This window comes from Amycolatopsis nivea, assembly GCF_004522235.1.
GTDB classification, from domain to species: domain Bacteria; phylum Actinomycetota; class Actinomycetes; order Mycobacteriales; family Pseudonocardiaceae; genus Amycolatopsis; species Amycolatopsis nivea.
Genome location: NZ_SDLT01000003.1, coordinates 226,084 through 251,242 on the forward strand (window position 1 = coordinate 226,084; position 25,159 = coordinate 251,242).

At 68.7% G+C, this 25,159-nt stretch carries 16 protein-coding genes; 8 read left to right on the top strand and 8 right to left on the bottom strand.

Annotated features, from left to right (window positions below):
• Positions 1–2: 2 nt before the first annotated feature.
• Positions 3–2,156: an ATP-dependent DNA helicase RecG gene (gene recG / locus EIZ44_RS05065; RefSeq protein WP_043835411.1), complete on the top strand. Its 2,154-nt coding sequence runs from the start codon at positions 3–5 to the stop codon at positions 2,154–2,156.
• A gap of 60 nt (positions 2,157–2,216) precedes the next feature.
• Here recG and EIZ44_RS05070 read toward each other — a convergent pair whose 3' ends face one another.
• Positions 2,217–7,184: an RHS repeat-associated core domain-containing protein gene (locus tag EIZ44_RS05070; protein ID WP_167753966.1), complete on the bottom strand. Its 4,968-nt coding sequence runs from the start codon at positions 7,182–7,184 to the stop codon at positions 2,217–2,219.
• Positions 7,185–7,473: 289 nt separating this feature from the next.
• Here EIZ44_RS05070 and EIZ44_RS05075 point away from each other — a divergent pair, with 289 nt between their 5' ends.
• Positions 7,474–8,001: a GNAT family N-acetyltransferase gene (locus tag EIZ44_RS05075; RefSeq protein ID WP_134727846.1), complete on the top strand. Its 528-nt coding sequence runs from the start codon at positions 7,474–7,476 to the stop codon at positions 7,999–8,001.
• Between the two features lie 864 nt (positions 8,002–8,865).
• On the opposite strand, the gene EIZ44_RS05080 is transcribed toward EIZ44_RS05075, so the two are convergent.
• Complete coding sequence (locus tag EIZ44_RS05080; protein ID WP_037811695.1) at positions 8,866–9,498, bottom strand: TetR/AcrR family transcriptional regulator; 633 nt, start codon at positions 9,496–9,498, stop codon at positions 8,866–8,868.
• 31 nt (positions 9,499–9,529) lie between these two features.
• On the opposite strand from EIZ44_RS05080, the gene EIZ44_RS05085 reads away from it, so the two are divergent.
• The 4 genes from EIZ44_RS05085 (at position 9,530) to EIZ44_RS05100 (ending at position 16,363) form a co-directional block, all read left to right on the top strand.
• Positions 9,530–10,747, top strand: coding sequence for an erythromycin esterase family protein (locus tag EIZ44_RS05085; RefSeq protein WP_134665525.1), 1,218 nt, complete (start codon positions 9,530–9,532; stop codon positions 10,745–10,747).
• Positions 10,748–10,993: 246 nt separating this feature from the next.
• Entirely contained in the window at positions 10,994–11,926 is a 933-nt protein-coding gene (locus EIZ44_RS05090) for a S8 family peptidase (RefSeq protein WP_107051010.1), read from the top strand.
• A gap of 142 nt (positions 11,927–12,068) precedes the next feature.
• On the top strand, positions 12,069–15,446 hold the full coding sequence (locus tag EIZ44_RS05095) for a pyruvate carboxylase (RefSeq protein WP_134727847.1): 3,378 nt from the start codon (positions 12,069–12,071) through the stop codon (positions 15,444–15,446).
• A gap of 119 nt (positions 15,447–15,565) precedes the next feature.
• Entirely contained in the window at positions 15,566–16,363 is a 798-nt protein-coding gene (locus EIZ44_RS05100) for an arginase family protein (protein ID WP_134727848.1), read from the top strand.
• Between the two features lie 146 nt (positions 16,364–16,509).
• On the opposite strand, the gene EIZ44_RS05105 is transcribed toward EIZ44_RS05100, so the two are convergent.
• The gene (locus tag EIZ44_RS05105; RefSeq protein ID WP_134727849.1) at positions 16,510–16,896 is read right to left on the bottom strand and encodes a GntR family transcriptional regulator; all 387 of its coding nucleotides are present in this window, start codon (positions 16,894–16,896) and stop codon (positions 16,510–16,512) included.
• Complete coding sequence (locus EIZ44_RS05110) at positions 16,897–17,622, bottom strand: hypothetical protein (RefSeq protein WP_037811688.1); 726 nt, start codon at positions 17,620–17,622, stop codon at positions 16,897–16,899.
• Positions 17,623–17,972: 350 nt separating this feature from the next.
• On the opposite strand from EIZ44_RS05110, the gene EIZ44_RS05115 reads away from it, so the two are divergent.
• Entirely contained in the window at positions 17,973–19,280 is a 1,308-nt protein-coding gene (locus EIZ44_RS05115; RefSeq protein ID WP_134727850.1) for a PucR family transcriptional regulator, read from the top strand.
• A gap of 240 nt (positions 19,281–19,520) precedes the next feature.
• On the opposite strand, the gene EIZ44_RS05120 is transcribed toward EIZ44_RS05115, so the two are convergent.
• Together EIZ44_RS05120 and EIZ44_RS05125 are read right to left on the bottom strand one after the other, a co-directional pair.
• Positions 19,521–20,150 (bottom strand): DUF6801 domain-containing protein, encoded by a 630-nt coding sequence (locus tag EIZ44_RS05120; protein WP_134727851.1) that lies wholly within the window; start codon positions 20,148–20,150, stop codon positions 19,521–19,523.
• 339 nt (positions 20,151–20,489) lie between these two features.
• Positions 20,490–21,938 (bottom strand): DUF6801 domain-containing protein, encoded by a 1,449-nt coding sequence (locus EIZ44_RS05125; protein ID WP_205673050.1) that lies wholly within the window; start codon positions 21,936–21,938, stop codon positions 20,490–20,492.
• Positions 21,939–22,181: 243 nt separating this feature from the next.
• Between EIZ44_RS05125 and EIZ44_RS05130 the strand changes: the two genes are divergently transcribed.
• A complete protein-coding gene (locus tag EIZ44_RS05130; protein ID WP_134727853.1) occupies positions 22,182–23,216 on the top strand; it encodes an RCC1 domain-containing protein in 1,035 nt (344 codons plus the stop codon).
• A gap of 335 nt (positions 23,217–23,551) precedes the next feature.
• Here the strand turns inward: EIZ44_RS05130 and EIZ44_RS05135 are convergent, their stop codons facing one another.
• Both EIZ44_RS05135 and EIZ44_RS05140 read right to left on the bottom strand, forming a co-directional pair.
• The gene (locus tag EIZ44_RS05135) at positions 23,552–24,163 is read right to left on the bottom strand and encodes a DUF6801 domain-containing protein (RefSeq protein ID WP_037811680.1); all 612 of its coding nucleotides are present in this window, start codon (positions 24,161–24,163) and stop codon (positions 23,552–23,554) included.
• 332 nt (positions 24,164–24,495) lie between these two features.
• Positions 24,496–25,131 carry a hypothetical protein gene (locus EIZ44_RS05140; protein WP_037811678.1) on the bottom strand — a complete coding sequence of 212 codons (636 nt, stop codon included), beginning with the start codon at positions 25,129–25,131 and terminating at the stop codon, positions 24,496–24,498.
• Between the last annotated feature and the right edge of the window lie 28 nt (positions 25,132–25,159).

Sequence of the window (25,159 nt, forward strand, 5' to 3'; positions counted from 1 at the left end):
TCATGGCCGGGCTTCGCGACAAGCTCCCGCTGCTGCTGGGCGCGAAAACGGCGAAGGCGCTCTCGAGTGCGCTCGACATCGAGACGGTTTCCGATCTGCTGCGCCACTATCCGCGCCGCTACGCCGAACGCGGCGAGCTGACCGACATCGCCGGGCTGGAGCTCGGCGAGCACGCGACCGTGCTGGCGCGGATCGAGAAGATCAGCAAGCGCCGGATGAAGTCCCGCAACGGCACCATCCTCGACATGGTGATCACCGACGGCAAGCGACGGCTCGCGTGCGCGTTCTTCAATCAGGCGTGGCGCGAGAAGGAGCTGGCCCCCGGCAAGACCGGGCTGTTCGCGGGCAAGGTCACCGCGTTCCGGGACACGCTGCAGCTGGCCAACCCGGAGTACGAACTGCTCGACGCCGAACGCGAGGCCGAGGCGGTCGACAATTTCCTCGCCGAGATCATCCCGGTTTACCCGGCGGCGCAAGGCATGCCGACCTGGTCGATCGCCAAATGCGTGCGGCAGGTGCTGGACGTGCTGGAGGTCGGCGAGGACCCGATGCCCGAGGAACTGCGCAAACGGCACGGGCTGCCCGGCCTCGAGCGCGCGCTGCGCGGCATCCACCGCCCGGAGGACTGGGCGCACCTGGAGTCGTCGCGGCACCGGCTCAAGTGGGACGAAGCGATGGCCGTGCAGCTGATTTTCGCGCAGCGCAGGCATTCCGCGGTGTCGCGTCCGGCGAAAGCGAGCCCGCACGTCGACGGCGGCCTGCTCGACGCGTTCGACAAACGGCTGCCGTTCGACCTCACCGCGGGCCAGCGCGCGATCGGCGACGAGATCGCGGCCGACCTGTCGACCGAGCATCCGATGAACCGGCTGCTGCAGGGCGAGGTCGGTTCCGGCAAGACGGTGGTCGCGCTGCGGGCGATGCTGCAGGTCGTCGATTCCGGACGGCAGGCGGCGATGCTCGCGCCCACCGAGGTACTGGCCGCGCAGCACGCGCGCTCGCTGCGCGAAATGCTCGGCGACATCGGGATGGCGGGCGAGCTCGGCGCGGCCGAGAATTCCACCCGGATCACGCTGCTCACCGGGTCGATGGGCGCGAAGGAACGCAAGAAAGCGTTGCTGGAGACGGTAAGCGGCGAGGCGGGCATCGTCGTCGGCACGCACGCGCTGATCCAGGACACCGTGCAGTTCGCCGATCTCGGGCTCGTGGTCGTGGACGAACAGCACCGGTTCGGCGTCGAGCAACGGGACGCGCTGCGCTCGCGCGGGGCCGATTCGACGAGTCCGCACGTGCTGGTCATGACGGCGACGCCGATCCCGCGCACGGTCGCCATGACGGTCTACGGCGACCTGGAAATCTCGGCCCTGCGCGAAATGCCGGTCGGCCGCTCGCCGATCAAGACGACGGTCGTGCCGGTCGCGGAGAAGCCCGCGTGGTTCGACCGGGTGTGGCAGCGGGTCAGCGAGGAAGTCGGCAAGGGACACCAGGCGTACGTCGTGTGCCCGCGGATCGGCGACGAACCGCCGTCGGACAAGAGCGACAAGCGTCCGCCGCTCGCGGTGCTGGACGTCGCGCCGGATCTCGCCAACGGCGCGTTGAAGGGCTTGAAGATCGCCGCCCTGCACGGCCGGATGCCGACGGACGAGAAGGACGCCGTCATGCAGGCGTTCGGCGCGGGGAAGGTCGAGGTGCTGGTCGCGACGACCGTGGTCGAGGTCGGCGTGAACGTCCCCAACGCGACGGCGATGGTCATCCTCGACGCCGACCGCTTCGGCGTGAGCCAGCTGCACCAGCTGCGCGGCCGGGTCGGGCGGGGGAGCGTGCCCGGATTGTGTTTGCTGGTCACGGAAACCCTGGACGGCACTTCCACGCGCGAGCGGCTGGCGGCGGTCGAGTCCACCACGGACGGGTTCGAACTGTCCCGATTGGACCTGGAACTGCGCCGGGAGGGCGACATCCTCGGTGCGGCGCAGTCGGGCAAGCGGTCCGGGCTGAAACTGCTGTCGTTGCTGCGGGACGAGGACGTGATCACCGAGGCGCGGGCGCAGGCTCAGGAGATCGTGACGGGCGATCCGGAGCTGGCTTCGCTGCCGGGGCTGGCGCAGATGGTGGCGGACGTCGTCGACCTGGAGCGGGCGGAGTACCTGGAGAAGAGCTGAGCGGGGCGTGACCCGGGGGTTTCCCGGGCCACGCCTTCTTGCTCGAGGTTTCTCGTGGGGTCAGGCGTCGTAGAGGTCGTCGTCGGAGTCGTAGCCGTGGTTCCGGCGGCTGCTGCTGCCTCCGTAGCTGCTGCCGCCGCCGTACCCGCCGCTGCCGCCGTAGCCACCGCTGTATCCGCCGTGGCTGCTGGATCCGCCGCCGTAACTGCTGGAACCGCCGCCGTAACTCCCGCTGTACCCGCCGCTGTAACTCCCGCCGCCTGACCCGCGGTGGCCGGAGGACCGGCTCGGCTGCGGACTCACCAGATCCCAGTCGTGGTCCGGATTGCCGACATAGCCCCGGTGGTTCTTGTCCCAGTAGACCCGGTTGGAGTCCCGCGGGTCCGGGGCGCCGAACCGGGGTTCCTGGGATCCGCTCGCGGCGGAGTTGCTCTTCGGTTCGAGGTGCTTGAAGATCCGCACGTCGGAGTTGTGCGCGAAGTTCTGTTCGGGCGTGTTCCGATGGCCGGTCTGGTTGAAATGGGTTCCGGCCGAAGGGTTGTGGCCCATCACGACATTGCTGTGGCCGCGGACGATGCCGGTGGGATTGCCGAGGTAGTCGTGCGTCTGGTAGCGCCGGTTCGGGTCCATGTACCACTTGGTGTCGTCGCCGCGCCTGCGGAACTTCGGCGGCGGCGAAACGGCGTTCCGCTCGAACAGCGGCCGCATCGTGGAATGCTTGTGCGACAGGTTCTTGTAGCCGTAGTGCTCGCGCCTGCGCGCGCCGGCCGCGAGGGTGGGCGGTCCCTCCTGGTAAACCCGGCCGCCGGGGGAGCGCACGCGGCGCTCCCCGTTCGGGCCGGGGCTGGGCGAGCGGGTGCGGCCCCGGCCGCGCTGGGAACCGCCGCCGGAGCCGCCGGACCCGCGCGGGGTGTTGCAGGATCCCCCGACGAGACCGAGCGGGTCGACCGAGACGTGCGGGTTGCTGACGTAGGCGTGCGGGTCGAGTCCGCCGCCGAGCCCGAGCGGGTCGGGGCTGAGGTACCGCGCGAGCACCGGGTCGTAGTACCGGTGGAAGTTGTAGTGCAGCCCGGTTTCCTCGTCGAAATACTGGCCCTGGAACCGGAGCGGGATGCCGGTGCCGCCGGACTCGGCGACGACGACGCCGAACAGGCTGCTGCGGGACTGCCACGCGATCTCGCCGCGGTCGTCGAGCAGTTCGGTCGGCGTGCCCGACGGTTCGGCCACGATGGCGAAGAACTGCTCGTCGACGCGTTTCTGGTCCGCGGAACCGGTGCGCCGGCGCTGCAGCAGCGGCACGAAGCTGCCCGGTTCGTAGTCCCACACCGTGGTTTCGGCGGCGCCGGGGCCGGAACTGGTCGCCTCGGCCAGCGTTTCGCCGTCCCACGCGAAATCGACGCGTTCGAGCAGCGTCGTCCCGTCGGCGGCGAAGTGTTCCTTGCGGATGCGGCGGCCCAGCGGATCGTAGGTGTAGCGCCAGGTCGTGGCGTCCGGGACCTCGACCGCGACGAGCCGGTTCAGCGGGCCCCAGGTGTAGGTCCAGGTCCGGCCGTCCTCGTGGCGGCGGGTGCGCATCCGGCCGGACTGGTCGTAGGTGTAGCGGACGCCGCCCGCCTCGGTGATCACCGAAGCCGGTCCCGCCCGCCTGCCGCGGCGGTCCTCGTCCTCGGGCGCGGGCCAGTCGGCGTCGACGAGCCGTCCGGTCGGGTCGTAGGCGTACTGCTCGTTCCAGCCCTGGGCGCGCACCGAGATCACCCGGCCGCGGACGTCCATCGCGAGCCAGCGCGACCCGGCCGTCCCGTCGTCGATCCGGTCGGGAAGGCCGTCGGGCCGGTAGTGGTACTGCCGGTCCTGGCCGAATTCGCCGGTCGCGGACCGGACCGCCTGCCGGGCGAGCCGTCCGGCCGGGGTCCAGGAGCGGACGATCGCCGCGTCCTGCCCGAACGCGCGGAGGGTTTCGCGGCCCGCCCGGTCGTACTCGAACCGGGTGGTCCGGCCGGCGGCGCGCACCGCGGCCGGGAGCCCGGCTTCGCGGTATTCCCAGACGCTTTCCGCCCCGGACGGCGTCTGCCGCCGGACCTGATTGCCCGCGGGGTCGAGTTCGGAGCGGACGGCGCGCCCGTTGACCGTTTCCCCGACGATCCGGCTCGCCGCGTCCCGGGTGTACTCGATGCGGGTCGTCCCGTCGTCGAGGGCGACGAGCTCGCCGAGGACGTCGTACTCGAAGCGGGTGTGCAGCGTCCCGGACGGTCCTTCGACGGTTTCCTCGACGATGTTGCCGCGCACGTCGCGGCGCAGGGTGACGACCTCGCCTTCCTGGTTGCGGATCTCGGTCAGCTCGCCGGCGGCGTTGTAGCCGTAGGACGAACTGGCCCCGCCGAAGTCGGTCTCGCGGGAGAGGTTGCCCGCCAGGTCGTATTCGTAGCGCCAGACCTGGCCCTGTTCGTTGGTCACCGCGGTGAGCCGCAGTTCGGTGTCGTAGGAGTATTCGAGCCGGGTGCCGTCCGGCCGGATCTCGGCCGAGACCAGGTCGAAATGGGTCACCTCCTGCTGGGCGATCGCCGAGGAGGCGTCGGAGTGCAGGCGGTTGTTGCCTTCTCCGTCGTAGAACCATTCCTCCGTCGAGCCGTCCGGCAGGCGGTGCCAGGCGAGCGCGCCGCTGACGGTGTAACCGAATTCCTCGGCTGCGCCGTTCGGATCGACGATCGCGGAGAGCCTGCCGAAGCAGTCGTAGGCGTAAGCGGTCGTCGCGCCGCGGGCGTCGGTGACGGTGATCGGGTTGCCCGCGTCGTCGGACACCACGGTCAGCGTCGAGCCGTTCGGATCGGTGACCGACGCGACGTGGCCCCACTCGTCGTAGGTATAGCTGGTGGTCGCGCCGCCCGGTTCGACGACGCGGGTCACGTTGCCGCGTTCGTCGTACTCCCAGCGGGTTTCGACGCCGGGCGCCTCGGCCATGCGGACGGCTTGGCCGAAGTCGTTGCGTTCGATGGTCAATTCCGTGCCGTCCGGCCGCTGGAGGGCGACCAGGTTGTTCATTTCGTCGTAGCGGTAGGTCCGCTGCCTGCCCATTTCGTCGGTTTCGCCGACCAGGCGGTCCAGCGCGTCCCATTCGTAGGCGCGCGCCGCGCCCGTCGGGTCCACCTCGCGCACGACCCGGCCGGTTTCGTTGAGGTGGTAGGCACTGCGGCGGCCGAGCGAGTCGACGACGTGGGTGATCCGGGCGGCCAGGTCGTAGTGCATGGTGACGGTGAGGCAGTCGCCGGAGCCTTCGGTGCGCACGACGCGGCCGTCGCGGTCGTAGTGGAAGCGGTACCACTCGCCGTTGCGGTCCGTCCACTCGACGATCCGCCCGAGGTTGTCGTAGGCATAGCGGAACGGGAGACCGGATTCGTTCGTGATCTCGGTGAGGTTGCCCGCGGTGTAGCCGTAGCGGACCAACGGCACCTCGTCCCCGTCCTTGGTGACGGTGGACAGCCCGGTCACGAGCCCGCCTTCGGTGGCGATCTGGATCAGGTGGCCACCGCTGTGCCGCATCGCGACCGGCGTGCCGTGCTGGTCGCGCTGGAAGTAGATGTGCTCCTTGCCGCGGCCGCTGATCGAGCGGATCGGCCGGACCGGGCCGTTGCCTCGTTCGAAGGTCAGGACCCGCTCGCTTTCGCGGTCCTCGAGGACGAATCCGCCGCCGGGCTCCTCGGCGAGATACCGCGCGGGCCCGTGCTCGGCGGCGACCCACTGGTCTCCGCGCGGCCGGGGGAACACCTGGACGATCCCGTCCGCACCGGCGAACCACACCTGGTCCTCGTGCACCTCGATCCGCTCGTCCAAAGTGGACACCCAGGCGGGGCCGAGCCAGCCGCCCGCGCGGAACGCCGAGAAGTGCGTGCGCTCGAAGACCATCGGCAGCGCGCTGAGGAAGGTCGCGTCGGTCTCGGCCATCACCATCTGGCCGCTCGCGACGTCGATCGGGTCGCCGGTGGTGCAGATGTTGTCGAGGCTGCGCGAGTTCTCGCCCTGTTTGTCGAGCGACCGCGAGGCGTCGCTGTTCCCCCTGGCCCCGCCTGAGGAGGAACTGCTGGACGCCGACGTGTGCCCGCCCGCCCCTCCGCCGCCGCCGTGCTCGCCGCCGCTTTCGTGGCTGCCGCTCGAGTGGCTGCCGCCGTGGTGCCCGCTGTCCCCTCCGGCGCTGGAAGTATGCGTGCCCTCGTCTCCGCCGGGGTGAGACCTGTTCCCGGTTTTGATGTCCTTGGGAGTGTGCGTCGGCGCTGCCTTGCCGCTCTTGAGGCCCTTCAACGCTTTGCCGGCGTCCTCGAACAGCACGCCGGCTTTTTTCAGCAGCGGCACCAACGCCTTGAGCGCCTTGACCAGCTTCGAAGTGACCTTCGCGATGCTCGACGCGGTCTTGGCGACGGCGGTGACGACCTGCGGAACCACCCAGGCCATCCCGATTCCCGCGGTGAACAGCACCTGCAAAGCCCACGAAATCAGGTGCCCGACGAGGTCGGCGATCGTGTCCCGCACCAGCGACCGGACGGCGGCGACGATCTCGCCCGCAGTCTTGACCCCGCTCGCCGCGCCCTCGCTGCCCTTCTGCGCGCTGGCGATCAGCGCCGAGGTGTCTTCCGCCTTCTTGCGGTAGGTGTCGGCCGCTTCGCCGTTCCAGTCCTGCAGGTCCTTCTTGACCAGTTCGGTCAGCTCCGCCGAGACGCTTTCGAGCTCCTTGGCGACATTCGTCCAGGTCTCCGCCTGGGACTTGATCTCGTCCGCTTTGCCGGTGAGCGCGTCGAGCGCCTCCTTGAGCGGCCCGACGTGCTCCATGAGCCACCCGACCCCCGCGGCGAAGATCGCGCCGAACGGATCCATCACCGCGGTGAGCACGTCGATCGCGGTGCCCACCGCCCCGATCGCGACGGCCGCCCAGTTCTTGCTCTCGATCGCGGTCTTGAGGCCGGTCGCGTCCTCCAGCAAAGGAATCCCGGACATCGCGGTCGTGGAGTCCTTCACCGGCGCGATCAACGGGTTGGTCATCGATAGTCCCATTTCCTGGTGCGCACGGGCATGACGAACGAGCGGAGCCTGACCCGCCAATCCGACGAGGCTATCGGCCGGAGTCCCGACGAGCCTCCCAGGCGGGGCGGCGATGCCTGAAGTCCCGGAACCCTTGCCCGAACACACTCACGCCCCGCTGGCCCAGCCGCCCTTGTCCGGTTCCCTGACTGTCCTTTGTGGTCACTCCGGTAAACCGCATGCGGGCCGACCTGCTTGTGTGCTGAACTGCTCCCAGCCCGATCGCCCTTCGTGCCGATCCTCTGGAGGAATGGTGCCCGACCTGGTCATCCGCCCCGCGACCCCGGAAGACGCGGCAGACATCGCAGCCGTCCACGTCGGCTCCTGGCAAGCGGCTTACGCGGGTTTGCTGCCGGACGAGTTCCTGTCCGGCCTGTCGGTCGAGACACGGGAACAGTTCTGGGCTTCGAGCCTCGCGGACGCTTCCCGCCCGCACACCGTCCTGACCGCAAGCACCGGCGAGAAGATCACCGGTTTCGCGGTCTTCGGCCCCAGCCGAGACGACGACGCCACCCCTGAGACGGGCGAACTGTCGTCGATCTACCTCCTCCCGTCCGAGTGGGGCCAGGGGATGGGCCGAGCCCTGCACGAGGAGTGCGTACGCGGCCTGTCGTCCCAGTTCGAGTCGGCGACACTGTGGGTGCTCTCGACTAATACCCAGGCCCGGAAGTTCTACGAACGGGCCGGGTGGGTTGCGGACGGAAAGACCAAGGTGGAATCGGTGTCCGACGGAGCGGTGACCTTGGAGGAGGTCCGGTACCGGCTGCCGTTGGGGTAGTCGTGCTTCTTTGAGCGAGCTCCGGTTGTTGCCGTTTAGTGGCGACTGCTTGCCTCTGCTCCCTGCCGTTCGCGCTTGTCGCCGTTTGGCGGCAACGCGCGTCGGGTTGCTCGGCAGCTAGCTCGGCCTGTTGCTGTTCGGGCTGTTGCCGTTGAGTGGCGATTGCCTGCTCAGCCTGGCTGCGATCTCTCATCGTGCGTTGCCGCTTTGACGGCGACTTCCTGCACATCTCGCCCGTCAGGGTCGCTCCGCATGCCGCTCGTTGGCGACCATCGCCCGGTGCCCGGTGCCCGGTGCCCGGTGCCCGGTGCCCGGTGCCCGGTGCCCGGTGCCCGGTGCCCGGTGCCCGGTGCCCGGTGCCCGGCGCCCGGTGCCCGGCGCCCGGTGCCCGGTGCCCGGTGCCCGGTGCCCGGTGCCCGGTGCCCGGTGCCCGGTGCCCGGTGCCCGGTGCCCGGTGCCCGGTTTCGCCTGGTTCGTCCCCGCTTTGCTGCGAACGTTGAGCCAGCCCGTCCCTGAGCCGCACTCTGCTTTCGCCCTTTTGCGGCGAAACCAGAGCCGACCCGCCAACCGCTCTTCTCCGCCCGTCGTCTGGTGCCCGACGCCTGGCTTGCCCCGCTTCGCCGGGACCGTCGAACGGCCGTACCCTGCTTTCGCCGTTCAGCGGCGAAAGCAGAACCGAATCACCGACCGTGCCTCTCTTCCCGCCGCCCGGCTTCGCCTGCGTCGTCCCAGCTTCGCCGAGAGCATCGAGCCAGCCCATAGCTCAGCCGCACTATGCTTTCGCCGTTCCGCGGCCAAACCACCCAATCCAGCGGCGCCCTCCACCCGTCGCCGTTTTCCGGCAACAAAGCCCACACCTCGGAATCAACCCCGGTCGCCATCGCCCGGCAACCGCCTGCACAACACCCCCGCTCGGGCAGCCGCGGCCCCAGCCTCCGCCGCGATCTCAGCCGTCTCCTCCGACACCGGTTCCCGCGACACGAACAACCGGTAGAACACCGGCCCGCACACCGTCCGCGTCACCTCGTCTGGGTCCGTGTCGGCTGGCACCTCCCCACGCGCCACCGCCCGCTCCACGATCACCGCGGCCCGGGCATGCCGATCCTGATAGAAGTCCCGCAACGCCTCGGCCGCCCGTTCCGAGTGGAAGGCCGCCAGCACCGCGGCGGTCGGCAGCTCGCGTTGCCCGGGGGTGGTCAATATGTGCACCACGTCCAACGCCATTCGCCGCAAATCGGCGACAAGCGAACCGGTGTCCGCCGGGCTCCACGGTTCGCCGGTGCCGAACCGCAGTGCGGCCGCGACCAGTCCTTCGCGCGACTCCCATCGCCGGTAAACCGTGGTCTTGTGCACGCCCGACCGTTCGGCGACAGCCTCGACCGTCAGATCCGGGAAACCGACCTCCGCCAGCAGATCGAGCGTTGCCCGCAAAACGGCGACGCGCGTGCGTTCCGTGCGCCCGCCCGGCCTGCTGGTCCCGGGTACCTCAGTGGCCAATCGCTACCCCTGTTGCATTAGTGTCCTCAGTATGACACCGCTGAGCACCCGTTCGCCGCTGGACGGCGACGTCGCCTCGATCACCAGCTTGATCGGCGACGCGCGCATCGTCGCGATCGGCGAGAACAACCACCACATCCGCGAGTTCGGCGAACTCCGCGACCGGTTGCTCCGCCGCCTCGTCGAGGACCACGGGTTCACGGTGCTCGGCTTCGAATCAGGCTTCGCCGAGGGCGACCTGGTGCAGCAGTGGCTCGACGGCGGCCCCGGCACGGTCGCTGAGGTCGGGCGAGAAGGATTCACCTTTTCCCTCGGCGAGTCGGCCGAGGTGCACGAGATGCTGACGTGGATGCGCAGCCACGGCGGCGTCCGTTTCTCCGGACTCGACCTGCCCAGTTCGAGCGGTTCGCCGCAGCCGGCGTTGAAGATTGTCCGCGGCTTCGTGGAGGAGGTCGATCCGGAGGTTCTTCCGCTGGTCGACGCCGCGATCGCCGCGTCCGAGCCGTACTCGGCGGTCAGCAGCGCGGTCGCGCCTGGCCGTTATGCGGCAATGACCGCTGCGGACCGGGACGCAGCCACGGCCGCGTTGACGACTCTCGTCGCGCACCTTTGTTCTCTTTCGCCAGTTTATCGGCAACGGAGCGAGCCAGGCCGGTATGCGATCGCCGAGCACCACGCGGTCGGCGCGCTTCGCGTAGACGCGTACCTGCGCGAGTTGAGCGCCATGATGTCGGGAACGGCACCGTCGCTCCAGGGGTCGTCTCGCGACACGTACATGGCCGCAACCGTGAAGCTGCTTCGCAAGCTGTACGGCGAAGGCGAGAAGATCGTGCTGATGGTCCACAACGGACACCTGCAGCGAGTGCCGTTCGCCGCTTTGCCGACCATGACGTTCCCTTCCGCGGGCACCCACCTCGCCGAGGAGTTCGGCGACGATTACTTCGCCCTCGGCCTCACCGCGGGCACCGGTACGACCACCGGCCTCGAACCGGACGAGAGCGAGCGGCTCGGCTTCCGGGTCTACGCGCAGGAGTTGGAGCCACCCGCCGAGGGCAGTGTCGAAGCGGCATTGGCCGGTGCGGATCCGTGCGTGGTCGATTTGCGGCAAGACCGGGCGCAGGGCCTGACCGGACCGTCGAGCGTGCGGCACGCGCACATGTTCACGAAGGTCGACGTCGTGCAAGCCTTCGACGCGCTGGTCTACTTGCCGACGATGTCGGTGAGCGCGCACGTCCCGGCGGAGAAGTAATTGTCGGTCTGCCAACGGTTGGCCGGCTAGCGGCTAAAGCTCTCAGCCGGTCAACCGTTGGCCACGGAGCGGCGAAACGCGTCGGTCGGACAGCAGTTTGCCTCTTAACGGCGAGATAGGTGCCGTGCATCGTCCCCCTTGCCTTTTACCTATCAGTGCGTCGGGGCGGGCGGCTGCTGGACGGGGACCAGCCCATCGTGTGACGTCGAGTTGCCGCCGAATGTCCACCGGGATACGACCGCAGGCATGCGGAACCGAGCGGCGCGTGGCCTTTTTTCGGCAACTCTGACATTCCTGCTGGTCGCCGGGGTGCAACCGGCCGCGCTGGCGGCGAGCGGGACGCAGGACAACCCGCCGAGCTGGGCGCTCGACCGGATCGACCAGCGAACCGGACTCGATCAGAAGTACCACTACGACTCGGACGGCTCCGGCGTCACCGTCTACGTGATCGACAGCGGCGTCGACGCCAAACACCCGGATCTGCAGGGCCGGGTCCTGCCCGGCAAGGATTTCCTCACCACTGGCACGGACACGTCGGACACCAACGGCCATGGCACCCGCGTCGCGGGAATCGTTGCGGGACACAGCTACGGCGTCGCGAAGGGCGCGCAGATCTTCCCGGTCCGAGTGCTCGACAAAGCAGGCGGCGGCGCGACCGACACGATCATCGCCGGGCTGAACTGGGTCGCCCAGAACGCACACCAACCAGCGGTCGCGGTGCTGGGCATCGGCGGCGTGCCGAACGAGCAGCTCGACAACGCGGTCAAGGGAGTCGCCGCGGTGATGCCGATCGTGCTTCCGGCGGGGGAGGGCAGCACCGACGCCAGTCAGACCTCGCCCGCGCGAGTGCCGGAAGCGCTCACCGTCGGCGCGACCGACGTCCAGGACCAGGTCGCGCCGTTCTCGAACTTCGGCACGTCGCTCGACCTGTACGCACCGGGCGTCGACATTCCCGCGCCGATCGCCGGAACGGCCGACGTCGGGACCTTGTCCGGCACAGCGATGGCCGCCGCGGTGGCCGCTGGCGCGGTGACCCTCTACCGGTCCGCACATCCCGACGCCGCGCCCAATGCGGTCGGCGAAGCAATTGTGCAGGACGCAACGCAGAACGTGGTCAAGAATGCGCCCTCCGGAACCGCGAATCGGCTGCTGTGCACACTGCCTGCGGGAACGCCCTGACGGTTGCGGCGCCGCGGCCCGACCAGCATCATGCATGCAGGTCGGCGTGCATGATGTCCATCACTTGGACTACGGCTCCCGCACCGCGGGACGAACCGGGTAACGTGCCTTCGATACCGATCCGAAAAGGGAAGGACCGGGCATGTTCCGCAAAGTGCTGGTGGCCAATCGCGGCGAAATCGCGATCCGGGCGTTCCGCGCAGGTTACGAACTGGGCGCGGGCACAGTCGCCGTGTTTCCGCACGAAGACCGCAACTCGCTGCACCGGCTGAAGGCCGACGAGGCCTACGAGATCGGCGAACCGGGCCATCCGGTCCGCGCCTATCTGTCGGTCGAGGAGATCGTCAAGGCCGCCAAGAAGGCGGGCGCGGACGCGGTCTATCCGGGCTATGGCTTCCTGTCGGAGAACCCCGACCTGGCCATGGCCTGCGAAGAAGCGGGGATCACCTTCGTCGGCCCGAGCGCCGAAATCCTCGAACTGACCGGCAACAAGGCGCGTGCGGTCAAGGCGGCGCGCGAGGCCGGGGTCCCGGTGCTCGGCTCGTCGGAGCCGTCCAGCAACGTCGACGAACTGGTCGCGGCGGCCGACGAACTCGGCTTCCCGGTGTTCGTCAAGGCGGTCGCCGGCGGCGGCGGCCGGGGCATGCGCCGCGTCGAGGACCCGGCTCAGCTGCGCGAGTCGATCGAGGCCGCCGCGCGCGAGGCCGAATCCGCGTTCGGCGACCCGACCGTGTTCCTGGAGAAGGCCGTGGTCGAGCCGCGGCACATCGAGGTCCAGATCCTCGCCGACGGCGAGGGCAACGTGATCCACCTCTTCGAGCGCGACTGTTCGGTGCAGCGCCGCCACCAGAAGGTCGTCGAGCTGGCCCCCGCGCCGAACCTCGACCCGGAACTGCGCGACCGCATCTGCGCCGACGCCGTGAAATTCGCCCGGCAGATCGGCTACCGCAACGCGGGCACCGTCGAATTCCTGCTGGACCGCGAAGGCAAGCACGTGTTCATCGAGATGAACCCGCGCATCCAGGTCGAGCACACGGTCACCGAAGAGGTCACTGACGTCGACCTCGTGCAGTCCCAGCTGCGGATCGCCTCCGGGGAGACCCTCGCCGACCTCGGCCTGTCGCAGGACAAGATCTACCTGCGCGGCGCCGCGCTCCAGTGCCGCATCACGACCGAGGACCCGGCCAACGGTTTCCGGCCGGACATCGGCATGATCAGCGCCTACCGCTCGCCGGGCGGCTCGGGCATCCGGCTCGACGGCGGAACCGCGTTCTCCGGCACCGAGATCAGCGCCCACTTCGACTCGCTGCTGGTGAAACTCACCTGCCGCGGCCGCGATTTCCGCACCGCGGTCGGCCGCGCCCGCCGCGCGGTCGCCGAGTTCCGGATCCGCGGCGTGGCGACGAACATCCCGTTCCTCCAGGCGGTGCTGGACGACCCGGACTTCCGCGAGGGCAACGTCACCACGTCGTTCATCGAGGAACGGCCGCACCTGCTGACCGCACGGCACTCCGCCGACCGCGGCACGCGCCTGCTGACCTACCTCGCCGACCAGACGGTGAACCGTCCGCACGGCGAGCGTCCGCGCACTCCCGAGGCCGCGACGAAGCTGCCGAAGCTGCCCGCGGATCTCGTCCCGCCGGACGGCTCCAAGCAGAAGCTGACCCAACTCGGCCCGGAGGGATTCGCGCGCTGGCTGCGGGAAACTCCGCAGCTCGGCGTCACCGACACCACCTTCCGCGACGCGCACCAGTCGCTGCTCGCGACGCGCGTCCGGACGAAGGATCTGCTCGCCGTCGCCCCGGTCGTCGCCGCGACGGTGCCGCAGCTGCTGTCCCTGGAGTGCTGGGGCGGCGCGACCTACGACGTCGCGCTGCGATTCCTCGCCGAGGACCCGTGGGAACGCCTGGAGCAGCTGCGCAAAGCCGTGCCGAACATCTGCCTGCAGATGCTTCTGCGCGGTCGCAACACCGTCGGCTACACGCCTTACCCGACCGAGGTCACCACGGCCTTCGTCGAGGAGGCCACCGCGACCGGCATCGACATCTTCCGCATCTTCGACGCCCTCAACGACGTCGAGCAGATGCGGCCGGCCATCGAAGCCGTCCGCGCCACCGGCACCGCGGTCGCCGAGGTCGCGCTCTGCTACACCTCCGATCTGTCGGATCCGAACGAAAAGCTCTACACGCTCGACTACTACCTCAAGCTCGCCGAGCAGATCGTCGGAGCCGGGGCGCACGTGCTGGCCATCAAGGACATGGCCGGCCTGCTCCGCGCGCCCGCCGCGGCTCGGCTGGTGACCGCGCTGCGCAAGGAATTCGACCTTCCGGTGCACATCCACACGCACGACACCGCCGGCGGTCAGCTTGCCACCTACCTGGCCGCCATCCAGGCGGGTGCCGACGCGGTGGACGGCGCCGTGTCGTCGATGGCGGGCACCACGTCGCAGCCGTCGCTCGGCTCGATCGTCGCGGCCACCGACCACTCCGATCGCAGCACCGGCCTCGACCTGCACGCGATCGGCGACCTGGAGCCGTACTGGGAGAGCGTCCGCAAGATCTACGCCCCGTTCGAGGCTGGTCTCGCGTCGCCCACCGGGCGCGTCTACGACCACGAGATCCCCGGCGGCCAGCTCTCCAACCTGCGCACGCAGGCGATCGCGCTGGGCCTCGGCGACCGGTTCGAGGACATCGAGGCCATGTACGCCGCGGCGGACAAGATCCTCGGCCACCTCGTGAAGGTCACGCCTTCGTCCAAGGTGGTCGGCGACCTCGCGCTGCACCTCGTCGGCGCCGGCGTTTCCCCGGCGGACTTCGAGGCGGAGCCGAACAAGTTCGACATCCCGGACTCGGTGATCGGCTTCCTGCGCGGCGAACTGGGCGACCCGCCCGGCGGCTGGCCGGAACCGTTCCGCACCAAGGCGCTCGAAGGCCGTTCGGCGGCCAAACCGGTCGCCGAACTGTCCGAAGAGGACCACAAGGAACTCGCCGACAACCGCCGCGGCGCGCTGAACCGGCTGCTGTTCCCCGGGCCCACCAAGGAATTCCTCGCGCACCGCGACGCCTACGGCGACACCAGCGTGCTCCCGAGCAAGGACTTCTTCTACGGTCTGCGCCCGGGTGAGGAGTACTCGGTGGACCTCGAGCCCGGCGTCCGGCTGCTCATTGAGCTGGAAGCCATCGGCGAGGCCGACGAACGCGGCATGCGGACCGTCATGTCCACGCTCAACGGCCAGCTCCGGCCGATCCAGATCCGGGACCGGTCGATCGCCTCGGACATCCCGGCCACCGAAAAGGCCGAGAAGGGCAACCCGAAGCAGATCGCCGCGCCGTTCGCGGGCGTGGTGACGCTGCAGGTGGCCGAAGGCGACCAGGTGGCGGCAGGGGCGACCGTGGCGACGATCGAGGCCATGAAGATGGAAGCGTCGATCACCGCTTCGGCGGCGGGCAAAGTCGGTCGGCTGGCAATCACCTCCGTTCAGCAGGTCGAGGGCGGAGACCTTCTCATCGTGCTCGAATAACCAGCTCCCGCGCCACTTTTTCCTGTGCGAGGGGTCTCTTCGCTCCAAAACGGAGCGAAGGGACCCCTCGCACCATTTACGGCTCGCTTTTTCCGGGGTGTTCGCGCTAGCGTCGATGCATGCTGATCAACGCGGTGCCGCAATGGCAGGGCGCGATCAGCCCCGGGGCGAAGGGGCTGATCGAGGGCTGCCGCGCACTTTCCGAACTGGCCGGGCACGTGCTCGGCAAGCCGGTGCACCACGTACGCCAGGACGCAGCGGCGTCCGACGTCGTCGCCGGGATAGCCAACCGGTCCGTGCTCACGGGCACGAACCGGCAGTTGCAGCTCGCTGCGCTCGAAGCGCCGGAAGGCCCGGTGCTCACGATCGGCGGCGACTGCGGCGTTGAGCTGGTCCCGGTCGGCGTCGCGCGTTTCCGTTACGGCGCAACGCTTGGCGTCGCGTGGTTCGATGCGCACGCGGACTTGAACACGGCGGATTCCTCGCCGTCGGGCGCGTATCACGGCATGGTGCTGCGGTCGTTGCTCGGCGAGGGCGACAAGGAGTTCGCCGCGAGTCCGGCGATCGAACGCGGCCGAGCGGTGCTGTTCGGCGCCCGCTCGCTCGACCCCGCGGAAGAGGAAGCCATTGCCGGCGGCCTCGCCGTGCGCTCCGACGATGTCGCCGGAGCGCTGAACACCGCCGGAGCCGACCGCGTTTATCTGCATGTGGATTTGGACATTCTTGATCCCGGCGAGTTCCCCGGAGTGAATTATCCGGAGCCCGGCGGGCTCACGATCGCAGAATTGGTTGAAGCAATCGACGGGCTTTCCGGAATGGAGGTCGTCGGTGCGGGCATCACGGAATGCGTCGGCACGGAAGTCGCCGCGCTGGAACCCGTGCTGGCCGCGGTGGGGAGGGTGCTGATGGAGGGCTGAACCTCCGCGCCGAGGCGGCGGGATCTGCGCCTCGTCCGGTGAGTGGACCACGGGAACGCACGGGCAAGAAGGAGGTGTGCCCGAGACCGTGCGGAAGACGGTTCACAGAACGGCGAAAACCGCGCCGGCCGGACGATCGCCCGGATTCACTGCGACGGTGCGTCCAGGCTCGCCAATGCCACGCGCACGGCGTCGACGGCTTCGTCCGGCGCGACCCCGAGTTCCCGGCTGTGCCGGGCGTATTCGACGGCCGCGTTGAGAAGCAGCGTGCCCGGATCCGGTCGTTCGGCTGGGCCGGTCACGACGGTTCCGCGTGCTCGTGCGGTGGTGACCCAGCCGGCGGCTTCGAGCTCGCGATACACGCGGGCGACGGTCCCGGAGGCGAGTCCGAGGTCCCTTGAAAGCTGACGGATCGGCGGCAGACGGGCGTCCCGGACGAGGGAGCCGGTCGTGATCGCGCGGATGATCTGGTCGTGCACCTGACGCCAGGGCGGAACCCCGCTTTCGGCGTCGACTGCTACTCGCAGCGGCATCTACCGCGCTGCCGTGGTTGTCGCGCGCTGCTTGGGCGGCGGGCCGACGATCGCGAGGAACGCGGCGACGGTGGCCACGAACGCGAGGAACGAGGCGAGGTCGCCGACTGTCCAGCCGAGCGTGGCAGCCGTTCCGGTGCCGAGCCCGAGAGCGACGCGGGCGCTGCGCACGCGCAGTGCCTGGTCGACTTCCGGGTCGCCGGCGGCCGGACGCCGAACCGCGAGGAGCACGATGATCCACGACACCGCCGCCGCGCCGACAGTCACCGCCAGCGGGCCCCATTGCCGCAAAACGGCGAGATGCACGACGGCGGCGACAGTGGCCAGCCCGGAGACGATGACCGTCCACAACGGAGCGAAATCGAGTACGGCGCGTGGAGCCAGCACGGCTTCCCTGCGGGGTTCCCGCGAGGGACGCTGAGCGAGGATTTCGGCGGCGAGCCCGCCGAGCAGCACCACGAACACGAGCGAGTTCGCCGTCCGTTCTCCGACGAGATTCGTCGCGCCCGGGATGAGGGGGAGACCGAGGAACAGCCACGGATACCAGAATCGACGACGGCGCAGATAGCGCACGGCTACCGGCACCTGGTCGGCAGTCGGGTTCCGCACGCCCCATTTCGCGAGCAGCCGAGCGCCTTGTTTCTCGCCTGGCCACAACACGACGAGGATGATCAGCCCGAACAGGCCGGTAATGCCCGCGACGGCGAGCGCCGAGTCGAGTTGCATCGTGGACCCCTCCCTCTTGTATCAAGTACATGCTACAAGAGGGCCATGGGCTTTGCCGTGTGACGCTCTGTGGTCGTTGTGGCGACCCGGCGGGCCGCCGCTGAAGGCAGGTGTCCAGGTTCGCCCGTTTGCAGGCATGGCGTAGCGCACCTGGTGGTGTGTTGTCGCGATGTGCCCCTCCGACCTCGTGAACTTGTCACGAACGTGACAAGAAATCGGTTTCTTCGGGGAGCGGTGACACGTTTGGCGTTGGTTTTTCGATGTGTCGGGTGTCACCCCTCAATGGATGCGGGGGCTTCCGGCGGCGCCGCGGCGCGGTCGGGGAACCGGGGCGGAGCGAAGGAGCTGCGATGTCGGTGGAGCGGGGACTCGATCACGCTGTGCCGTCGGCTGCGCTGCCGCGCAAACTCGCCGAGATCCTGCGGCCCGAGCTGGCGAGCCTGTCCGCCGAGATCGTCGACGAAATCCGCGCGACGATTCCCGCCTACGCGCGGCCGCTCGACGGTCCGTACGGGAGATCGATCCGCGCGGGCGTCGAGTATGCGATCACGTTGTTCGTCGCGCAGATCGCCGACCCGCGGGCGTCGAAGGAACAGTCGCACGAGGTGCACCATCGGCTCGGGCAGAACGAGATGCGGGAAGGGCGGAGCCTCGACACTCTGCAGTCGGCCTACCGGGTCGGCGCGCGCGTGTCGTGGCGCCGGATCATGCGCGTCGGACGGCGGGCTGGCCTTTCGTCGGCGGTGATGTCGCAGCTGGCTGACGCGATGTTGGCGTTCATGGACGAACTGGCGTCGGTCGCACTGGATGGCTATTTAGAGGCGAAAGCTCGCACCGCCGGCGCATTGGACACTTGGCGGCGACGGTTGCTCGGCGTCCTGCTGGAGGTCCCGGCCGCTCCGCCGAAGGCGATCGCGGAGCTGGCCCAGCTGACCGGGTGGGCCGTGCCGGAGCAGGCGTCGCCGATTGCCGTCCAATCGCCGCTGAACGGCAGGGCCCGCCGGCACGCGACGTTGGACTCGGACGTCCTGGCGGAACTGGACTCCGCCGAGCCGTGCATCGTCGTGCCCGGCGCGGTCAATGGCGCGCGGCTGGCGACACTTCAGGCTGCGCTGCCGAATTGCCGACTGTCCGTCGGGCCGTGTGTGCCGTTGGCGAGCCTCGCTGATTCCCTGCGCTGGGCACGCCGGACGCTGGTTCTCGCCGATCGGGGGCGAATCCCTGGTGAGCGGGTGCTCCGCGCGGAGGAACATCTCGCTTCCTTGCTGGTGCACTCGGACGGCGCGCTCACCGACCTCCTCCGCACCCGGCTTTTCGCCCCCCTCGCGGACATGACCGACAAGCAACAGGAGCGTCTGCTCGAAACGCTGCGCGCTTGGCTCGACAGTCAGGGGAACGTGGTCGAGATCGCCGAACGCCTGCAAGTCCACCCGCAGACGGTGCGGTACCGCATGCGCCAATTGCAGGCGACCTTCGGCGAGCTGCTGCGCGATCCAGCCGCGCGGTTCGAAATGGAACTGGTCTTGCGCGCGGCCGCGGACGACCGGCCACGTTCGGGGCTGTCTTGGCCGCAGCCTCTTGCCGGGGCGAATATGGTGCCCGCCAGCCGTCGGCCGACTTCGTTCGAAAATTCATCCGATCCAAGGTCGGGCAGGTGATTCAGGTTCGCCAGTATTTCCGGGGTCGCTTTGTCTCGAGCAGAGGCCCGGCGGGGAGGGAACGCAACCCGGCGAACACCAGGACGGACAGCGTCGGAATCGCTGGTAGCAGCCAACGTAGCCGCTCAATGGCGAATTTTGTGTGGTTTGCGGGTGAGACTGGAGCAGTGTGCGATGAGCGCGGGCTGACGTTGGCGGCCTAGGGGCGTTCGGCTTGGCTTGCGACGACCCTTCGCGGCTTCACAAGATCGTCATGCTGGGAGAGAAGTCGGGTATTTCGACTGTCGGGTGGCACTGCACCAGAAGGTCTTGCCAGCCAGAACTTTTGTAGTGGGTTTGCAGGTGAAAGGTGAAGTCGTCGATGCCGGGGACGTTTCCGGTAGTCGAGAAGGAGACGCTTCCTGGACTCCCGGGAGCGCTGTAGGAGACGGCCGACGAGGCAGCTGGCACGATCGGCAGCGCGATGGGGTCGTTTCCCTTGCCTGCCGAGGTAGCGGTTTCAGGGATCGTGAACCCGGTGACAGAAGGCGGCGACAGCGAGCCCGCGGAGGCCGACAGCGACAAGTCGAAGGAGTGTCCGTCCGCGGCACCTCGTAGTCCGTCGATTCCTGCGGCTTGGAGGATTGCTCTGACGAACCCGGTAAGGGTGAGGGTTCCGCCGAACTCCGTCAACGTGACGGTGTCTCCCCGTCCGGCAGACGCTGGTCCCGTGAAGTGTGCCGTGATCTCGGCGGGCTCGGGCCCGAGCGGGCCAAGCAGGCACGACAGTTGCACCGGCTGATCCGCTCCGAGTGTGTATGCCGTTCCGTCGGCGGCTGAGGCCGGTGGGGATCCAGCCAATACGGTGGCGGCTAACGTGGTTGTTGCCACGCATAATTTCCTCATTGATGACGGCACAGGTTTCCGCCCTTCATTGACGTTGCCTTCGTGGCGGTGCGCGCTTGGCTGGATTGTCATGGTCTGAGCGTGCCGCGCATTCCCGTGCTGGCGGCTCCCTCGCGGGCGAGCGGATGACCGATCGGCCGCGTGCCGCGATGCTGCTGGACGAGCGGCGACCGGTGCAGGTGCCGGGGCCGGGCCGCCGGGCTCATGGTCGTGGTCGGCGGCCACCGGGTGAAGCAGCGGAGCGAAACCGGTGCTGCCCGGTCGTCAGCGGGCTGGCGGAACCTGGACCGAACACCGTTCCGGCAGCCGGTGCGGTGTTCGGTCTCAGCCAGGAGGCGGTGTGCTGGGGATGGGCTTGCACTTGGTGTGATCCGGATAGTCCTTGGCCGGGCAAGAGCCGAAGTTGACGTTGACGACCTTGGCCTGGTTGACGTTCGTCGTGGTGGAGGCCATGCCGGTGAGCAGCGGGCTGAGCGGTTCGGCGGTGCCGCAGTGGACGAACGGCGGCAGGGCGAAACCCCGGTAGTCGGGGTCGGGCGAATTCGGGTCCGTGCTGAGGATGCCGCCCTTCAAGGCGCTGTACGCACCGGACAGGCTGAGCGAGATCGGCTTGGCGGTGACGCAGTCCGGGCCGAGGTCAAGCGGCACGCCGTTGATTCTGGCGTTGCTCATCCGGGCCATGACCTGGATGTGCGTGGTCAGGAAATCGCCGGAGAGGACGAGCTTGCCGGTGAACTCGATCAGCTTGGAGTTGCGGTAGTCGACGGGCAGGAACTCGACGGTGGCGGTCACCGGAACGAAGCCGAAGCCGAGGAAAGTCGCGTCGACCGGGCGGAAGCCGACGTTTCCGCTGATCGTGCTCGGGTCGTGCTGGAGATAGTCGGGCGGGATGAGCAGGACCGTCCAGGTTCCGTTGAGCACCCCGGTCCGAGCGCTGGCGACGGTCGCGCCCAGCCGGTAGACGGACGAAGTCGCCGCGACCTGGACGTAGTCGAGCGGGGTGATGAGCGGGAAAGGAGGGTCGTCCTGCGGAGTAGCCGCGTCGCGGCGGGCTGAAGGCGGCGGCGACGGCGCGGTGCTCGGCTCGGTTGGCTTCTTCGGGACAGTCGTGGGCGCTCCGGTGGCGAGGATCGACGCGAGGGTGGTGGTCTGGTCGGGAAGAAGGGTGCAGGCGACCGGTGCGGTCTCGGCGGCGCCGTCGGCAGCCGGTTTCACCGCGATGGTCGGGGCTCCGACGTCGAAGCTGACCTTGCCGGGGACGGTAACCGCCTGTTCCGGCAGGTCCGCGGTCGCGGTGAGTTTCACGTCGCCTGCTGGCGGCAACGGGGTCGCGGCGATCGTGAACGGAGCGGGAATCGCGGTGCTCTTGTCGCCTTGGCGCGCGGTGAGGTCGAGGGTCAGGCCGCCGCGGATGCCGTCTGGGGCATCTGGTGCCAGCTGGACGGCGACGGCGCGCGGAAGCGTGAAAGACGCGGTCAGGGAACGGAATTTCAGCGCGGACCCGACCGGCACCGTCGCGGGCACGGTCGCGGAGACGGTGAGGGTGATCTGCTGCGAGCCGGCGGGGGCGGCGAACGGGCAGTCGAGGACGATGTCCTTGCTGACACTCTGTTCGCTGGCTGACAACGGGGGCGGTGCGGCGGGGGTGGGTGTCTCGGTCGAGGCGGAGCTGACGCCGGTGAGGGCACCGGTGCCGATCGACAGTGCGCCGAGTACTGCAAGGGCGAGGGAAGCTGGGCGGCGGCGGGCGGAGCGCCCGCGTGGGTTCGGCATCGTGTACCTCCTCGCCCTGCGGTCCGGAAAATGGGTTCCGAGCGAAGTTACCGGTGAGTTTCGCCGGTGCGCAAGCATGGGTGGCGGACGGTCGTTTTCCGTTGCGGGAAAAGGGTTTTCTTATGGCCGGGAGCTAGTCTGGAGCCGGTTTTTCATCGGAAACTGACAAAGAATTCGCGCGTTCCCCGCGCAGGCCGCGGGACTGGGAACATCTCTGCGGGAAGCACGGAGGAAGGAGCTGCGATGGCGGCCGGACGCCGGAGATGGCGCAAGGCAGCGACGGCGGTCTTCGCGGTCGTCGTAGTGGGCGCAGGGACCTCGTCGAGCGGTCCGGCAGCCGCGACGTGGGCGCCGCAGCCGACGCGACCGAATGCGGCGGGAGCGCAGCGGGAGGCAGGCAGTGCGGCCGGCGCGGCGAACGTGCCGCAATTGACCGCCGCGGGCGGGCTTTACCAGTGGGGGACGCAAAAAGCGCCCTCGCCCATGCCACCGGCCCTGACCTCGGGTCTCTCCGCGGTTTCGGCCGGAGGAGAGTTCGCGATGGCGCTCAAGAACGGTGCCGTGCTCGCCTGGGGCGACAACAATTTCGGCGAAAGCGAAGTGCCGGCGGAACTGTCGTCGGGCACCAGCCAGATCGCTGCGGGCTGGACGCACGGCCTTGGACTCAAGAACGGCAAGGTGTATGCGTGGGGGAACGACTGGTACGGCCAGACGGAGCTTCCCGCGTCGGTCTCCAGCGGGGTCACGGCGATTTCCACCAGTGCGGTGCACAGTCTCGCGTTGCTGGCGGACGGCCGGGTGGTCAGCTGGGGGAACCGGTCGGACGTTCCGGACTTCGCGCAGTCCGGCGTCAGCGCGATCTCGGCGGGCGGGGATTACAGCCTCGTACTGAAGAACGGCTCCGTATTCGCCTGGGGCAGCAACACTTTCGGCCAGGCGACAGTTCCCGAGGCGGCGCGGTCCGGGGTGACTGCGATTTCGGCCGGGTATGAGCACGGCCTCGCGCTGAAAGACGGCGGAGTGATCGCCTGGGGGCACGACAACGACGGCCAGACCGAGGTCCCCGCGGCGGCCAAGAGCGGGGTTGTCGCCATTGATGCGGGGTGGAACCACAACCTGGTGGTCAAGGCGGACGGGTCGATGGTCCTCTGGGGCAACAACACTTACAGCCAGGCGACGGTGCCGAAACCGCCGGTGTGCGGGCCGGTCACCGGTGCGTCGGCGGGCTACGAGTACAACCTGGTGATCACGGATCTGTCGATCCGCTGCCGTCGGTGAAGCGCCAGGCGGCGAGGGTGCAGGGCCGCGTTTCCGGTGCGCTGGAACGGGGTCACGACTGTTCGTCTCGGGTCGAGCCGGTTGCCGGACGTTGAACGGAGCCGGTTTCCGGTGCGCTGGGAAGCTCGGGCGTTGAACCGGTTTCTCGTTCGCCGCACCAGCGGATCGTTGCCCGCATGCTGAGGAAGGCGCTTCTCCGTGTCACGACGGGAAGCGGTTCTCAGGTGCCAGACCGGGGCACACGGCCGGGCGGGAGCTGGTCTTCTGGTTGGCTGCGCCGGTCCTGGATACGACGGCGGAGGGGCGGCACTCGGCCGCCCCTCCTCCGGAATGGGTCAGGAAATGGTGCCCGAGGGGCTGAAGCTGGTGCCCGACGGGGCGCTGCACTGCATGGTCCACGGGGTCCAGCTGCCGTCTGACGCCTTGTGGAACTCGAGTTGCGCGGAGAGTCCCGTGTCGAGGCCGAACGTCACCGTGCCGGGGGTGCTCGGCGCGGTGTAGGTCGGGATCGACGACGTCGAGGTCTGGGCGATGTTCACCGTGATCGCGCCGCCCGCCGGGTAGATCTGCTCCGGGATCTGCAGGCCGGAGGCGTCCGACGGGGAGAGCGAGCCGTTGTCGACGGTGATCGGGACGTCGGCGGTGCCGCGGATTCCGTCGTATCCCGCGGCGGTGAGCAGCGCGTGGACCAGCGCGGTGATGGTCGCGGTGCCGGAAACGTTGGACGGCGTCGTGGTGCCGTTGACGGGGATCGTGTCCGGGCCGTCGAACTGCGCGGTGATCGCCACGTTCTGTGCCGGGATGGCCGGGAACGTGCAGCTGTAGTTCGCGGGGCCGGCCTGGTAGGTCGCGGTGGCGGCCGAGGCCGTGCCTGCGGTGAGGACCGCGATCGCGCCTACCGCGACGCCGGTCGCCACTCCCGTGGACAGTTTGCTGAGCCGGGGCATACCATTCTCCTTAGATCGGACTGCAGTTTTCGCGGCGATCCTGCGCAGTGGGGACGGAGGTTTCCGCGGATTCCGTTCCGGACCAGGTTTTCGGGAACGGGGATCGGCTCGGTGAGCGATACCGGCCGCGAGCCCAAGGTTACCCGTGAGTTCAGTCGGCAACAACCCTGGTCAGCGCCTTGTCCGCGAGTCGGCGACTGGACCGATTCTTTTGTCATCGGCCGCGTAAACAGTATCGGCGTTTCGTGTGAGCATGACAATTGCGTTCGGGTCGGATATACGAAAACGGAGTGCCGGAAACAGTTTCCGGCACTCCGTTTTCGGGTGGTTGATCAGTTCTTGGAGGTCAAGGTCAGCGAGATGGTGTTGTCCGGTCCGGACACCAGTGCGCCGAGCGCGAGGTCGGCGATGAAGCAGTTCTTGAAGTCCGGGATGGTGTAATTCCCGGTGAGTGTGATCGGCTTGGTGATGTCGACGTTCGCCGCGGTCAGGGTCAGGTCGATCGGCTTGACGGTCGTGCAGCTGCCGGGCACGGTCGGGACCGGGAAGACCGGCACGATCGGACCCGCCCAGATGTCGCTGATCTCCATGTTCGCGGTTTCGTGCGTGGTGAGGGTGCCGTTCGCGAGGGTGCCGGTCGCGGGTGCGGTCGGGGTGACGGTGACCTTCGCCTTGATCTTGAAGCCGCCCGCGAGCAGCGAAATGTGCGCGGTCGCTGGCGGCAATTGCAGATTGGCGTTGAGACCGACGGCTCCGGTTTGATCGTCGACCAGGAGATTTCCGGCGAGACTTCCGGGGCCGAGGTCGAGGGTGCTTCCGGTCTTCTTCACGACCGTGCTGCCCGTAACCGAGTAGGAGATCGGAATGGGTATTTCGGTCGCTGATGCTGGAACGGCGGAGGCGAGGCTGACCGCGGTCGCGGCGGCCGCTGCGAGCACGCCGATTCTGGCGATCCGGGAAATGGGCATGACGGTACTCCTTCGGCGGTGAGGAAAC